This window comes from Clostridium sp. FS41 (assembly GCF_000954015.1).
Lineage (GTDB): Bacteria > Bacillota > Clostridia > Lachnospirales > Lachnospiraceae > Enterocloster > Enterocloster citroniae.
This window is the reverse complement of record NZ_JYHN01000045.1, coordinates 1-15,813: the sequence shown is the minus strand read 5'-3', so window position 1 is coordinate 15,813 and position 15,813 is coordinate 1. Positions and strand designations below refer to the sequence as shown.

The 15,813-nt window shown below is 48.3% G+C and carries 14 protein-coding genes; 13 read left to right on the top strand and 1 reads right to left on the bottom strand.

Annotated elements, in window-relative coordinates:
* Positions 1-298: 298 nt before the first annotated feature.
* The 3 genes from CLFS41_RS06855 to lepB all read left to right on the top strand — a co-directional run bounded on the left by CLFS41_RS06855 (position 299) and on the right by lepB (position 3,132).
* On the top strand, positions 299-991 hold the full coding sequence (locus CLFS41_RS06855) for a nitrogen-fixing protein NifU (RefSeq protein WP_007868910.1): 693 nt from the start codon (positions 299-301) through the stop codon (positions 989-991).
* 27 nt (positions 992-1,018) lie between these two features.
* Positions 1,019-2,029 (top strand): GGGtGRT protein, encoded by a 1,011-nt coding sequence (locus CLFS41_RS06850; protein WP_007868909.1) that lies wholly within the window; start codon positions 1,019-1,021, stop codon positions 2,027-2,029.
* Between the two features lie 518 nt (positions 2,030-2,547).
* Entirely contained in the window at positions 2,548-3,132 is a 585-nt protein-coding gene (gene lepB / locus CLFS41_RS06845) for a signal peptidase I (RefSeq protein WP_007868687.1), read from the top strand.
* Here lepB and CLFS41_RS06840 read toward each other — a convergent pair.
* Positions 3,086-4,087, bottom strand: coding sequence for a serine hydrolase (locus tag CLFS41_RS06840; protein ID WP_052665643.1), 1,002 nt, complete (start codon positions 4,085-4,087; stop codon positions 3,086-3,088). The genes lepB and CLFS41_RS06840 overlap by 47 nt on opposite strands.
* A gap of 145 nt (positions 4,088-4,232) precedes the next feature.
* Here CLFS41_RS06840 and CLFS41_RS06835 point away from each other — a divergent pair, with 145 nt between their 5' ends.
* From CLFS41_RS06835 to CLFS41_RS06790, 10 genes are all read left to right on the top strand, one after another.
* Positions 4,233-6,623, top strand: a complete 2,391-nt coding sequence (locus CLFS41_RS06835) for a hypothetical protein (RefSeq protein WP_045091849.1) — start codon at positions 4,233-4,235, stop codon at positions 6,621-6,623.
* A 438-nt stretch (positions 6,624-7,061) separates the two neighbouring features.
* Positions 7,062-8,111, top strand: coding sequence for a LacI family DNA-binding transcriptional regulator (locus tag CLFS41_RS06830; protein WP_007868682.1), 1,050 nt, complete (start codon positions 7,062-7,064; stop codon positions 8,109-8,111).
* A gap of 10 nt (positions 8,112-8,121) precedes the next feature.
* The gene (locus tag CLFS41_RS06825) at positions 8,122-9,087 is read left to right on the top strand and encodes an ABC transporter permease (protein WP_007868681.1); all 966 of its coding nucleotides are present in this window, start codon (positions 8,122-8,124) and stop codon (positions 9,085-9,087) included.
* A 9-nt stretch (positions 9,088-9,096) separates the two neighbouring features.
* A complete protein-coding gene (locus tag CLFS41_RS06820; protein WP_045091848.1) occupies positions 9,097-9,321 on the top strand; it encodes a hypothetical protein in 225 nt (74 codons plus the stop codon).
* Between the two features lie 43 nt (positions 9,322-9,364).
* Positions 9,365-10,450, top strand: coding sequence for a substrate-binding domain-containing protein (locus CLFS41_RS06815; RefSeq protein ID WP_007868680.1), 1,086 nt, complete (start codon positions 9,365-9,367; stop codon positions 10,448-10,450).
* 231 nt (positions 10,451-10,681) lie between these two features.
* Positions 10,682-12,205 (top strand): sugar ABC transporter ATP-binding protein, encoded by a 1,524-nt coding sequence (locus CLFS41_RS06810; protein WP_007868671.1) that lies wholly within the window; start codon positions 10,682-10,684, stop codon positions 12,203-12,205.
* Between the two features lie 2 nt (positions 12,206-12,207).
* Positions 12,208-12,759, top strand: a complete 552-nt coding sequence (locus tag CLFS41_RS06805) for a hypothetical protein (protein ID WP_007868668.1) — start codon at positions 12,208-12,210, stop codon at positions 12,757-12,759.
* Complete coding sequence (locus CLFS41_RS06800) at positions 12,756-13,649, top strand: SDR family oxidoreductase (RefSeq protein WP_007868664.1); 894 nt, start codon at positions 12,756-12,758, stop codon at positions 13,647-13,649. The genes CLFS41_RS06805 and CLFS41_RS06800 overlap by 4 nt, the downstream gene beginning before the upstream one ends.
* A gap of 85 nt (positions 13,650-13,734) precedes the next feature.
* Positions 13,735-14,964: a D-galactonate dehydratase family protein gene (locus CLFS41_RS06795; RefSeq protein WP_045091847.1), complete on the top strand. Its 1,230-nt coding sequence runs from the start codon at positions 13,735-13,737 to the stop codon at positions 14,962-14,964.
* A 17-nt stretch (positions 14,965-14,981) separates the two neighbouring features.
* Entirely contained in the window at positions 14,982-15,704 is a 723-nt protein-coding gene (locus CLFS41_RS06790) for an MBL fold metallo-hydrolase (protein WP_045091846.1), read from the top strand.
* Positions 15,705-15,813 lie beyond the last annotated feature (109 nt).

Genomic DNA, 15,813 nt, shown 5'->3' with positions numbered 1-15,813 from the left:
ATATGGATAGAATATGAACAAAGAATAAATAAAGGATAAAATGTTAGTGCGGAGCCAAATAGACGGGCTCACCTTTTTTGATACTAAAATGATACTAGAATTTTTGATATGTAGAATATTAGGTGATAAAATCAATAAAAAAGATGCGATTTTATACTGAAAATATGGAAAACACGAGACAAGAAATCACTTGCATAATGTCGGATTTTGTGAGAGAATAGAACCAAGTATGATGTGATAAATTTAACGAATGGGCACTGTACTTGATCAAATTCATTTTTGAAAGGAGTTTTAACACATGATTTATTCACATGAAGTAGAAGAGATGTGCACAGTTGCACAGGGCGTTCATCATGGCGCTGCTCCAATTCCGGAAGAAGCAAAATGGGTAAAATCAAAAGAAGTAAAAGACATTTCCGGCCTTACCCACGGTGTGGGCTGGTGTGCTCCTCAGCAGGGTGCCTGCAAACTGACACTGAATGTAAAAGAAGGTATTATCCAGGAGGCGCTGGTAGAGACCATCGGATGTTCAGGAATGACCCACTCCGCAGCTATGGCAGCAGAGATCCTGCCGGGCCGTACTGTTTTAGAGGCTTTAAATACAGACTTGGTATGTGACGCGATCAATACCGCTATGAGAGAACTGTTCCTTCAGATCGTTTACGGAAGAACACAGAGTGCTTTCTCTGAGGATGGACTTCCCGTAGGCGCTGGTCTGGAAGACTTAGGAAAGGGCCTTCGTTCTCAGGTTGGTACTATGTACGGAACACTGAAGAAAGGTCCCCGCTATTTGGAGATGGCTGAAGGTTATGTAACCGGTATTGCACTGGATGCAGACGATCAGATCATTGGTTATCAGTTCGTAAGCCTTGGCAAGATGACTGATTTCATCAAGAAGGGTGATGATCCTAACACAGCATGGGAGAAAGCAAAAGGCCAGTACGGCCGCGTTGCTGACGCTGTTAAGATTATCGATCCACGTAAAGAATGATGAAGACCGAATAGGAGGAATAAGAAGATGGCATTATTTGAATCATATGAGAGAAGAATTGACAAAATCAATTCTGTGTTAAACAGCTATGGCATTGCTTCCATTGAAGAAGCTGAGAAGATTACCAAAGATGCAGGTCTGGACGTTTATGATCAGGTTAAGAAGATCCAGCCAATCTGCTTTGAGAATGCTTGCTGGGCATACATAGTAGGTGCTGCAATTGCTATTAAGAAGGACTGCAGAAAGGCTGCTGACGCTGCAGCGGCAATCGGCGAGGGCCTTCAGTCATTCTGTATCCCAGGTTCTGTTGCTGACCAGCGTAAGGTTGGTTTAGGCCATGGAAACTTAGGAAAAATGCTTCTGGAAGAAAACACTGACTGTTTCTGTTTTCTGGCAGGCCATGAGTCCTTTGCAGCAGCGGAGGGTGCCATTGGTATCGCTGAAAAGGCAAACAAGGTACGTCAGAAACCACTGCGCGTGATTCTGAACGGCTTAGGCAAGGACGCTGCGCAGGTTATTTCCAGAATCAACGGATTTACATATGTTGAGACCGAGATGGATTACTACTCAGGCGAAGTAAAAGAGCTGTGGAGAAAGTCCTACTCTGAGGGATTAAGAGCAAAGGTTAACTGCTACGGCGCTAACGATGTAACAGAGGGCGTTGCGATCATGTGGAAGGAAGGCGTTGACGTTTCCATTACCGGTAACTCCACCAACCCAACCAGATTCCAGCATCCAGTTGCGGGAACCTACAAGAAGGAATGTGTAGAGAAGGGCAAGAAGTACTTCTCCGTAGCATCCGGCGGCGGTACAGGCCGTACTCTGCATCCAGACAACATGGCAGCTGGCCCTGCATCCTACGGTATGACCGATACCATGGGACGTATGCACTCCGATGCACAGTTTGCAGGCTCATCTTCCGTACCTGCTCACGTTGAGATGATGGGCCTGATCGGCGCAGGCAACAACCCAATGGTTGGTATGACTGTGGCGATTGCGGTTAGTATTGAGGAAGCGGCAAAGGCTGGGAAATTCTAAGAAAATGCTGATAGAATAAAACGTCATAGAAGATCTGAATATGTTTGGTGGTTGGAATCAATATTTTGATCATTACTAAACTATTGACATTAATGTTAGCAGAGAAAAGTGGTTGTGTCTACTGGACGCAAAGCGAAACCCCAAGGAGTTGCACCTCCTTGGGGTTTCTTTTTCCTTTTGAAGAGGAATAACTTAGAGCAGTGTAATATCCATGCCAATCTATGAAATCAGAAAAGAAAAGCGATTGTATCCCAATGGTACACAGACACCCCCAGAGAGTTGCAGCTCTCCGGGGGTTTTAATATCATATGGGAGAAAGATACCAAAGCTGCCTCCTTTTTCCTTTACATGCAGGATAATCCAGGACAACATCTGACAGCTCTCGCCTTTATCATGACCGCCTATCAATATTCAGAAAATTGGAAACCGGATTTAACGGAATGGTAAGGACTTTTCCGGAAATCCGTGATAAACTTATCCAATGTCATAATATGTAATACAGCAACAAAGGAGACATTATGAAAGAAATAAAACAGACATCCAATTCTTCCAATCCAGCCGACCCGGCGCCATTTAACCTGAAGCATGAGATCATGGAGTGGGTTAAGATTATTCTCATAGCAGCCGTGATCGCATTTTTCCTAAACAGGTTCATCATTGCCAACAGTCAGGTTCCTTCCGGCTCCATGGAGAATACCATCATGGCAGGAAACAGGATCATTGGTTCCAGGCTCGCTTATCAGTTTGGGGAAGATCCCCAGAGGGGAGATATTGTGATCTTTGACCATAAGACAGAGCCGGGCAGGGATAAGACAAGGCTGGTGAAGCGTATCATTGGACTGCCCGGAGAAACTGTGGATATAAAAGATAACCATGTGTATATCAACCAGTCGGAGATTCCTTTGGAGGAAACCTATCTTCCGGAGGAAATGCAGTCTAATACCTATCATTTTGAAGTGCCGGATGGGTGTTATCTGATGCTGGGGGATAACAGAAACCACTCGTCCGATGCCAGATTCTGGGAAGATCCCTATGTCCCGGAAGAGGATATTCTGGCTAGGGTGTTATTCCGCTACTATCCCGGCATTGGAAAGATCCAGTAACTACAGCCGGCAGTATGTACTCCTTTATCAGGATCCAGCGGTCTTTTGGCTGGGGGATGAACGCAGATGCAATAGCGGCCACCATATCCAATTGAGGGATACAGAAGATGGCATTCCCTCCATCTCCCATAGCCGCAAAAGCGGATATGTCCTTTTCCTGAAAAAGCCACCACATATACCCATATTGATTGGGATTTGCAGCCGCGGAAGCCCTGACCCATGACTGGGGCAGGATCTCATTTCCGTCCCAGCAGCCGTTGTTAAGGTACAGCAAACCGAACCGGGCCATATCCCGCGGCGTCATGGTGAGTCCCCATCCTCCGATGGTAATGCCGTGGGGATCATGGGGCCATCCCTTCAGCTTTGCGCCAAATAAATCCTCATATCCAAAGCCGTCCATGGGATAGTCAGGGATAGATCTCATTCCAATGGGGCGAAACAGCATTTCATTGGCAAATTCCCTGGCGGATTTCCCTGTGGTCCTTGAAAGAACGGCGGACAAAAGGTGAGCGCTGGCTGTGGAATATTTAAAGGCGCCCGTTTCCCCTCCTTTTCCCAGCATATCCAGCGTAAACCTGACCCAGTCGGAAGAGGTGCAAAGTGATTCCAGGGGTTCCTGCCAATCCTCATAGGGATAGGGGGCTGTCATTGTAAGCAGATGTTTCAGCGTGATCCGGGAACGGGTTTTATTGGGATCAGTGAATGTAAACTCAGGAAAGAATTCCATGACCTTCCGGTCAATGGAGTCAATATAACCATGTTTTACAGCAATGCCTATAAGTGCGGAAAGGATACTTTTTGTTACTGAGGCAACGTGGATGCAGTCATCCGGCCCTTTATTTCCATAATACGATTCATGTATGATCGATCCATTCCGGATAATTACCAGGCCGCGGATATTATCATATTCTTTTTGGATCAGGTCGGGGAGCTGCTCCCATACATTTCTGTTCATATCAATCATCTCCTTTTGATTTTCGTCTGCTGTCTTCCGCAAATCCACTTTATCCTGATATAAAATTATTTTCAACAAAGTTTTTAAAAATTAAGATATAATAAAGACAGGTCACCAAAAATTCCAAGGAATCAGGAGGAAACCTATGGGGAAGAGAAGGGATAGAAAAAGAACAGCTATAGTGTTGTCTATCTGTGCTGTAATGGCAGCGGTAATGTCTTTGGGGGGATGTACGGCTCCGTCCGCAAACCAGAGCGGGACCGGGACAAACCAGGGAAATGGGAGTGGAGGACAAAACGGAACAGAGGACAGCGCAGCAGCAGGGCAGGAAGAACGGGATCAGAAGGCACAAAATCAGGACACATGGGATCAGAAAACCGCCCCGGCCTATGTCTATTACATAAAGAACACAGATCTTATGAGAGCGGATGTGAACAAGGTAATGGATGAGGGAAAGAACCCGTCCGTGGTCATGAAGGGCGCGGGCCCCTGCGCAAACCTGAAGGATTATTATGATGTTAAGATATCCGAAGATGGAAGCTTTCTCATATTCAACTTTGAGATGGAATCTGAAAATTTCAGTGTGGATGAGAAGCTGATTGCTGTCAATGACAGGGATGGGACGGCAAAGGTATTATATGACGGATATGCATACACTGTAATGTGCAGGAACCGGCTATTATACCAGGTACCGGTTAAGGTGGATTTAAAACAGCAGGCAGGTCAGGCTTTGTCATCCCGGAAACCGTATGATATTTCTGAACAAAAGTATGACCTGTATTCCTACACGCCCCAGACAGGCAGCTGCCTGGAAGTTGAAGATGTGTATAATTTTTATCCTTCAGAGGACGGGGCTGTCATCTGCTTTACACGGAAAGGGGAGCATGGAAAGGAAAGGCTTTACAGGTACAGGGACGGTAAAGAGGAATTTCTGGCTGATGATGTGCAGGTTGCTGGGGTAAATGGGGACTGCAGTAATATTTATATGTCCGGGTTTCAGGAGGACGGGGACCTGTGTTATTTTGAAATGGATAAGATAAATAAGGATGGAACGGTTGAGGAAATCCTTTCCAAAGCAGACAGGGCCGGCAGCTATTACCTGGACTCCGGTTCGGACCGTGTTTATTACTCGGTCTATGGGGAGGATGGAATCAATTCCCTGTACTATTATAAAGAGGGGGAAAAGAAGCTTTTGTCCGACCAGGTATCCATGGTCTGGGAGTTCATAGAGAAACCACATTGGCTGGCTGGGGAAGCTATGATCCTCTACCATATAAACGAGAGTGGCAGGAGCCGGTTGTTTGCAGCAACTGACGGTATTGTGTCAGAGTTTGCGGTCCCGGACATTAGGGACAACTGGGTGAATGATTATGACTGGTATTTGGCGGGGAGTGAGGATGCCGTCTATCTCTCTCTGACCAAAATGGATGATTCATACCAGGCCCAACAGAGCTGGATCTATGAATTTGATTTAAAGGGCGGCCTGCCGGGACAGTCCCCCAAGTGCATCGCCAACGGCACGGAGCTGGATCTTGTAAGAGAGGAACAGGAATCTGTATTTTACACAGACTATAACACCTCTCAGGATCTGTACTGTGATGGAGTTAAGGTACTGGAGAATTTTTCCACTGAAGGCCTTCTTAAAACAGGCCAGGGGGAATATTTTGCATTTTGCGCAAAGGAGCGGTCTGCGCCGGATCTTATGCGCATCACCACAGCCGGTTCCTCCAAACTATTCCTGGAAAATGTGGTTCAATGTGAATCCTTTGCAGGCGGCCTGCTTCTTTTTTCAGACTGCAGGACAAATTACCCATACCTGGGAACCCTTTCCTTTTACAGCGGTCCGGACATAAAGGTGATCGATGAAGATGTAACTGTTTTTTTCCAGCATGGCGATGATTTTGTGGATATGGTTCCCTGGGATTGGGACTGGAACGGAAGCAGCGGGACACAGGCGGATTTTGCAGACTATGGAGGATCTTATGACCCCAATCAGGACGCCATGGGCCGGGCCTATATTGACGGAACCACCTTTTATCACACGGAATACGGATTCTGTCTTGACCTGTCCAAGGGCAGCGGGCCCGGGGATCACTATGAGATAAATGATAATGACCAGCGTGTGGGACTCATATGCTATGACGGAGATGGAAACGAACGCTACGGTGTTTACATAGGGGAAACTCCAATGGAAATGTGGCAATTTTACAGTGATCAGGGAAATGCCGCTGATTTTGGCCAGTGGATGCTGGAAATGTACGACCGCACCATTGAGCAATACGGCCTGAAACGGGGGAATGAGTTTTGCCTGGAAAAAGCAGAGGACATGGATTTTGACGGGCAGAAGGCAATGAAGCTAGTCTTTAAGACGGAGGACGGGATGATGACCATCAAGTCCACAATGTTCCGGTATTTTATCCCGGATCAGGAAAATGAACGGTTCATTGAATTGGAACGGTCTTTTATGATAGAAAGCCAGGAGGATATGGAAGCATTTGAACGCCTGGCGGAATCCCTGCAATGGACGGATAGATAAGCACCGGAAACAAAATACACGGAACACATAAAACATATAAAATACATAAAACACATAAAACACATAAAACACATAAAACACATAAAACACATAATGTACACAGAACATGCGCCGCTGATCAAAGCCGGTGCATGTTTTTGTATATCTTACTCATGGGCAGGGATAAAAACAGGTAAATCTATAAGCAAATAACGTTTACATACTTTTAAAACAACCTGAATATGACAAAAATGTTATAAATAAGACGAAAATAAACAAATTAATGTTGACAATGACCAAGAAAAATGATATGTTAAAGACAGAAAACGTGAACGTTCACGAAAATATAAGATGGAAATCATGGTAAAAAGTGGATTAATGACCATGTTTTTTAGATCTACATAGGAGAATATAACGTAATCGTTCACAATAAACAAATGGAAATGAGGGATGAGCACTATGACGACTATGAAAGATATTGCGAAAATGGCTAATACCTCCATCGGAACCGTTGACCGGGCGCTTAACAACAAGCCGGGGGTCAGTGCAAAGACGCGGGAACGGATCATGGCAATTGCAGAATCTCTGGATTACAAACCCAACCGCCTTGGAAAAGCGCTGGTGCTGAGGAATAAGAACATGCAGCTTGGATTCATTATTGAACCCATTACCAATCCGTTTTTTGAGGAATTGAAAAGGGGAGCGGAACAGATGCGGGATGCCCTGAATGAGTATGGTATCACGACCCACATTTTCTGCATGAATACCCATGAAGAAAAGGAGATGGTGGAGCTATTAGACAGAATGAGTGATATGGGGGTTGCAGGGATTGCCTTAAACGCGATCAATTCCCCGGTTGTAATTGATAAGCTTGTAAAACTCAGAGAATCCGGCCACAGGATCGTGACCTGCAGCACGGATATCAGCCGCGGTTATCGGGACTGCTTTGTGGGGTTCTGCCATGAAAAAAGCGCGCGGGTGGCTGCGGAGCTGCTGGCTAAGTTCACCGGGAAAAAAGGGGAGTTTTTGGTGACCATAGGCTACCGGTATATTATGGCCCATATGCAGAGGCTGAATGGGTTTGAGTCCAAGATCAAAGAGGAGTATCCCGGGATCAGTCTGGCCGGCGTATTGGAGGTGGAGGAAAATGACGAGATAGCATTCAGGGAGACCTTAAAGGCATTGGAGGGCAATGACAGGATCAACGGCATTTTCATAGCCGGATATGGGATTAAAGGAGTTGCCAAGGCTGTGGAGGTGAAGAACCTGGGCAGGGATATTAAGATCATATGTTATGATAATTCTGCATTTGTCACTGACTATGTGAAAAAGGGGGTCATTGATGCAGTTATCTGTCAGGACCCGGAAAAGCAGGGGTACATGGCGCTGAAGATATTAAGCGACCTTATCATTGGGGATAAAGAGGTCAGATCAGATACATATACCACCAGTATTGATATCAGGCTTTGCGAGAACATAGACAAAGACATTCAGGATTGGGATATTTGAGGAGGGTGTAATGAGATCAGAGGGAAAAAAGAGCAAAGGAAAACGGTTTAATGAAATTGGGGTATTGGGGGCGCTGGTGCTGCTGTGCGCAGTCATAAGCATTGCAAATCCGGCATTTTACTCGGCCAGTAACCTTATCAACCTGGCCAGGCAGACATCCTATGTGGTGATCATTGCCATATTCATGACAATGGTGATCATCGTGGGCGGTATGGACCTGTCCGTGGGTTCTGTTATAGGCGTCAGCGGGATCGCGGTTGCCATGTTTCTCAAAATGGGGCTTCCGATTCCTGTTGCAGTGGTTGCGTCCATGGTGGTCGCATCTCTGGTGGGGCTGTTTAACGGAACCCTTATCGTTCTGGTAAGGATGCCTGCATTTATTGTTACCCTGGGCACCATGTACATAGCAAGGGGAATCTGTAACGGCCTGACAAAGGGTGTGCCTGTGTATCCGCTGCCGGAACAGTTTTCCGTGATTGGAAACGGGACCGTGTTTGGCGTGCCGGGATCTGTGTTTTTTGTCATCATTGTTGCATTTGTTCTGGACTTCATATTAAAAAACACCACCTTTGGCAGGTCCGTGTATGCGATCGGGGGAAATGAGGAGACCGCAAGGCTGTCGGGGATTAATGTGACCAGGATCAAGATCATGATTTATCTGCTCAGCAGTCTGGCGGCAGCGGCAGCAGGGGTTATCATGACTTCACGTATCGAATCAGGCCAGACTTCCCTGGGGCAGGGGTGGGAGATGACTGTGATCGCGTCCGCCATCATTGGAGGGACAAGTATGCTGGGAGGTTCCGGAACCGTGCTGGGGACCGTACTGGGGGCAGCGCTGATGTCGGTCATATCCAATGGAATGATCATTATGAATGTATCCGTGTACTGGCAGAACATAGCCATCGGAGCAATTATCGTATTGTCGGTAGCCATTGATCTTATTAGCAAAAGGCGGGCAGGTCTGGATGTAAAGTGATATAAAGTCATGGAAAGACCGCAGAGAAATCAGGGGAAAGGAGGAGCAGGGAAAGCTTTTAAAGGAAACGCTTTTTGTTATGGGAATAAAAAAACAAACGTAACAGTTCAGGACGGCGGGAAAATGGGTGCAAAAGCGGGCGTTAAGCTTGCTTATAAGTCCGTTTTTGCATCCATTTTCACATCGGATGGACATCCGATGCTTCTTGACCGGCTTTTCCGGTCAAGAAGATGAGCCGTCCTGAACAGTTACAAACAATGAAAATGGGAGGGTAAAGATGTTTAAGAAGAGTGTAAGTTACTTATTATGCGCGGCAATGGTATCAGCGTCACTGGCAGGATGTGGAGCTTCAAAGGCTGACAGCGGGGCAGGAGCAGGAACAACGGCGGCGGGGTCCTTAGCAACGGCGGCAGGATCTGCAGCAGGAGGCGCCGAGGCAAAGACTGAAGCGGCGGCAGCGGCTCCGGACCGGAAGATCAAGATCATGTTCGACTGCCCAAAGGTAAACGACCCTGTATGGCTGATCGCAAAGGAGGGCTTTGAGGCTGCCGGAAAGGATCTGGGATTTGAGGCCGTGTGGACGGGGGCGGATGACCACTCGGTTGAGAAGACCGTGGAAGCCATTGAGAACACCATTGCGGCGGCACCTGACGGAATCGTATGCTGCCCATTCTCACCCACTGCATTTACCAATGTACTTGGGAAGGCGCAGGACAGCGGCATTGTGGTCACTACCGTATGTGTGGATGCGGACAGTGAGGACCAGAGAACTGCATTTGTGGGTATGGATCCATATGCCTGCGGGCGTTCCCAGATGGAGGCAATTGTGGAAAAGCTGGGCAAGGACAAGAAGGTGGTCATGGGCGTTCTCATGAGCAACATTGACGCAGCCAACCAGATTTCCCAGCTTGAGGGCGCAGAAGCCTACATGAAGGAAAATGGGATCGAGTATGAGATCGTTGACAAACAGGCGGATAATGCGGACCCTGTTCAGTCATTGGATAAAGTCACCACTATGATCAAAGCAAATCCGGACATCAATGCAATTTTCAGCGGAGAGAGCGGAGGCACTCCGGGGGTTGGCAAGGCTCTTGAGGAACTGGGGGTTACGGATCAGGTGGTTGCAGTGTGTATGGATGATACGGATATGAACCTGGATGCGGTGCGCAAAGGACAGGTGTATGCAGTGGCTGCCCAGGACTTCTTTGAGATGGGTTATCTGGGAGCGGAGCTTTGCTATAAGGCCATACTGGGAGAGGAAGTTCCCTCATCTGTGGACTCCGGCGTGACCATTGTAACAGCTGAAAATGTGGATACATACGAACACGATTCTGATTATCCGGAAGTGGACGCTGCAAGATAGGAGACAGGATGGAGTGGAGACAGAAAGATGAAATTAAAAAGGTATAGACCGTTGATCCATCGTCATGTTTGGGGAAACAGTGCGGAATGAATGGGCCTATACCAAATCCAATTATACAGAAGTAAGGATAAAAAGTCAAACTTGACAGAGACAGGAAATAGATTCGGAAAATTGATTCATCCGTATTGCCGCAGATCATGTGCGGCAATACGGAGCGTAGGAGACTGGTCCATGAATGATTATGTTTTAGAGATGAAAAATATCACAAAAGAATTTCCGGGAGTAAAGGCGCTAAGCAATGTCAATATCCGGGTAAGGGCCGGTGAGATACATGCCTTGGTTGGTGAAAACGGCGCAGGTAAGTCCACGCTTATGAAGGTGTTAAGCGGGGCATATCCCTGTACCTCCTACAGCGGGCAGATCTTTATTGACGGAGAAGAAAAAAAGTTTAACAGCCCGTCTGATTCCTCCGGATGCGGTGTTGAGATGATATATCAGGAGATCAGCTGCATGCTGGATATGAACATCGGGGAGAACATATTTATAGGAAGCTATTACAAAAAACAGAATGGCACCGTGGACTGGAAACGGATCTACAGGGAGGCGGAGGCAGCCCTTGCAAAAGTGGGCCTGGATGTTCCAGTGAGGGAGACTATGCGCAATTTAAGCGCAAGTGAGCAGCAGCTGGTCCTGATCGCCAAAGCGATCAGGAAAAAGCCCAAGGTGCTGGTTTTGGACGAACCCACATCCACCCTGACGCTGAAAGAGACTGATAACCTTCTAAAGATCCTCCTGGAGCTGAAGAAGGACAATATTTCCTGTATTTACATATCCCACCGTCTCAATGAGGTGTTTGATGTGGCGGACAAGATCACCGTATTAAAGGACGGGGAGACACAAGGGGGATTTGACCGCTCAGAGTTTGATTACAGGGCGGTTGTGGAAAAGATGATCGGCCGCAAGATTGAAAATATGTATCCCAAGGAAACCGTGAAAATCGGGAAGGAGATCATGAGGGTGGAAAATGTGGTGGTCCAGCATCCCTATAACAGGCAGAAGAACATTGTGAACGGAGTCAGCTTTTCTGTGCGGGAGGGGGAGATACTAGGCCTTTCAGGGCTTGTGGGCGCTGGGAGAAGTGAACTGGTCAACGCCATTTTCGGGTCCTATAAAGGAAAATACAGCAAGACTGTATACATGGACGGAAAAGAGGTAAGGATCGATTCTCCCCGCACCGCCATGCAGTATGGGATTGGCCTGGTGACAGAGGACAGGAAAAAGGATGGAATTATAGCCATGGCATCCATTAAGGAAAACATATCCATCGCCAGCCTGAAGAATATCTCCAGGAAGGGCCTGATCAACAGATCCAAGGAAAAAAAGCATGCCCAGGAGATGAAGGGAAGCCTGAATATCAAGGCAGGATCCATTGATACCAAGGTGCTGAACTTAAGCGGAGGGAACCAGCAAAAGGTGGTTCTGGCAAAATGCCTGAGCACAAATCCAAGAATCCTTATATTAGATGAGCCCACTAGGGGGATCGATGTGGGGGCAAAGGTGGAAATATACAAAACCATATCCGGGCTGGCGGCAAAGGGGATCGGAATCATCATGATATCATCTGAACTTACGGAGCTGATCGAGATGTGCGACCGCTTTCTGGTGATGACCAAAGGTACGATCACGGCTGAGCTTAACAGGACCAATGTAAGTGAAAACGCGATCATGATGGCTGCGACCGGGGCAGAGGGGTAAAAATGATACAAATATGTAAAATGAATGAAAAGGTATGGAACTATCTGGAAGGTAAGGGGCTTATCTCCTCTGTGAGGAGCGGGAATGACCTGTATGCCATGGCTGATGACAGGGCACAGGTGGAGGTTGTTTTGGAATGCAATGATCATGGGGGGAATAAATTGATCAATGTGGGGATGAACCTTTTATGGCCTTCCATGTTTCACCATCATCCGGCCCATGAAGAGGTGTTTCTTTTGTCCGGCAGGGATACAAAACCCTTATATATCGCATTTGCCTTTGACGGGCTGGCTGATTTTGTTAAAAAGCGGGACCGGAGGGAGCTTAAGGAATCGGACTTTATGATCGTGGAGATGGTATATGATCATCCCGGGTTCAGCTGTTTTGCCATCAATCCCGGCGTGCTTCACGGTGAGTTCACCTGTCCGGGAGAGAAAGCCAATCCGGTGCTGATCGTAACCGAGCCCTCTGATATGGCCACTGACCTGGTGGATATCTCCGGCATAAAAGACATGTTTATAAACGCAGTAAAAAGAACACAGGAGGCAGTATGAGACTGAAGGATAAGGTGGCAATTGTTACAGGCGCAAGCAGGGGGATCGGTGCGGAAATCGCGTCCATGTTTGCAGCGGAGGGGGCCAGGGTGGTGTTGGCTGCCAGAAGTATGGAGGAGATGGAGCAGCTGCGGCAGTCCATCAGCAGGCAGGGGGGAGAAAGTATCTGCGTCAGCACGGATGTACGCAGCAGGGAGAGTATGAAAAACATGGTGAAGACCGCCTGCGATGCCTATGGAGCCATTGACATACTGGTCAATAATGCGGGATATCCCATGTTTGGATATGCTGTGGATGACGAGGATGAGGAGGCGGAAAAGCGGTATGAGGCCATTATGGAGACCAATGTAAGAGGCTACTGGTATGGGGCCAGGTTCGCGGTTCCGTATATGAAAGAGGGAAACAGGGGCAGTATCATTAACATATCCTCTGTCAGAGGCCATCTGGGGCTGGCCAATGAGACCGCATACTGTGCGGCCAAAGGTGCGGTTAAGATGATGACCAAAGCCCTGGCCGTTGAACTGGCCCCTTATAATATCCGCGTCAACTGTATCTCACCAGGGGCGATCCAGGTAAAGGTGGGCCACTGGGTATTATCCAGATACGGTCAGGAGATTTATGATGAATATGTGGAGAAATTCAGGGATGTACATCTTTTGGGTATGGAGTGCAACCAGCCCCTGCATATGATAGGGGAGCCAAGGGATATTGGATATACCGCGGTCTATCTGGCATCGGAGGAGGCGCGGTTTGTGACGGGAAGCGATATTGTGGTGGACGGAGGGCTGACCTCTCTGCTGCCGGAACCGGGCGCTCTTGATATGGAGACATTGGTGGCGCTTCACGGAAAACAGGGGCCCATGAACCAATGGTTCCAGTCCCTGGGATGACAGGGTGTACTCTACAAAAAATCATCTCGTAAATCTGAGTGCCAGGAGACTCTGAGAGTACACCAGGGACCAAAGGAGGATAGGAATGTTGATTAAAAGTATGGAGACGATCCTGACATGTCCGGGAAGGAACTATCTGATCGTGAAGATCACAACCGAAGACGGTGTGACAGGATATGGGGATGCAACCCTTAACGGCAGGGAGCTGTCGGTTAAGGAAGCCCTTGACAGCCATCTGTCCAAATATCTGGTGGGTATGGATGCGGAGCGTATCACAGACATATGGGAGCTGGTGTACCGGGGAACGTATTGGAGAGGCGGCCCTGTACTGATGACCGCCTTGGCGGGTATCGACATGGCGCTGTGGGATATCAAGGGTAAGCGGTATGGCGCGCCCTTGTATCAGCTTCTGGGGGGGAGGTGCCGGGACAGGCTGAGGGCCTATTTCCATGTCCATGGACACACAAAGGAAGATCTGACTGACAGGATCCGGCAGCGGATGGAGGACGGATGCACCTGCTTCAGGTATAGCTTTGATACCAAAGACAGCCGTCAGGAGGGGCTTTATTTTAACCAGCCCCATCAGGATATCAGCCTGGGGAGACGGATCGAAGTCACAGAGGGGAATATTGGAAAGCCGGAGGTATGGGACACGGAGGAATACGGTCATGACCTGATCCGGGTCACATCCTATCTCAGGGACACATTTGGCGGCAGTATTGGTCTGATCCATGACAGCCATGAGCGTTTTACGCCGATCCAGGCGGCGGCTGCCGCCAAACAGCTGGAACGGTTCGGCCTGTTCTTCTTAGAGGACCCTGTGGAGCCGGTCAATGTCCAGGGACTGGAGCTTATCCGCGGGCACAGTGTGACTCCCATTGCCATGGGAGAGCTTTATAACAGTATGAAGGACTGCCTGATTCCCATTGAAAGGAATCTCATTGATTACCTCAGGCTGGATATCAGCCACTACGGAGGGATCACCCCGTCCATGAAGACAGCGGCAGTGGCGGAGAACCATGGAGTTAAGATCGCCTTCCACGGACCCAGTGATATCTCACCTCTGGCCCATGCAGCCCTGGCTCATGTGGATTTCGCAATACCCAATTTCGGCATACAGGAGTGGGTGGACCACAATGAAGAGCTGGACCAGGTCTTCCATACCAATGTCCGGTATGAAAATGGATTCATCACCATTAGGGATACACCGGGACTGGGGGTGGAGGTGGATGAGGACGCTGCCAGGGAATACACTTACAAGCCTAAGTTTCTTCCCACCCTGAGAGACAGGGAAGGGGCGGTCCACAACTGGTAGGAAAGGGAGGCGAAGAAATGGAATTTGAGATCACCTGGCTGGGGCAGGCCGGATATATCCTGGATTTTGGGTGCTGCAGAGTGTGCATTGATCCCTATCTGTCCAATACGGTTGAGGAGATAGAAGGAATGAAACGGATGGTGCCGGTCCCTGTTAAGCCGGAAGAATTGGATGTGGACTATATCCTGTTCACCCATGACCATCTGGATCATTTTGACCAGGTATCCATATGCCGCCTGGCCCACAGGCCCATCACCTTTATGGGACCCGGCTCCTGCATCGGGAAGCTGGAGGAATGCGGTATCCATAACAACACCCGGCTGGAGCGATACCAGCAGACCGTGGTCGGCGGCAGGATCACCCTGAGGGCAGCTTATGCATGCCATACCCGGGACAGCATCGGGCTTTTGTTTCAGGACAAGGGAAATGACACAGGCGGTCTGTACATCACCGGGGACACGGAGTATACGGAAAAACTCACAGAAATCAAATCATATGTGCCGGACGCCATGATCGTCTGCATCAATGGGAAACTGGGAAACATGGATTACAGGTCCGCCGCCAGGCTGGCGCAGGAGATCGGCGTAAAGACAGCCATCCCATGCCATTATGGAATGTTTGGGGAAAATACGGAGGATCCTGAAAACTTCAGGTCAGCCCTGAGTCCCACCGGAGTGGAGTACCGGGAACTAAAGTTTATGCGGCCGGAAAAGGCTGTCCTCACCCCGGTGAACTCCTGACATACGACAGAGAAAGCCCCAAGGGAATCATTTGATACCCTGGGGCTTTTTTTCTTGTGTCACAGTAAAAATAAACCACCTGCTCTGCAGGTGGAGGGAATATCTTCAG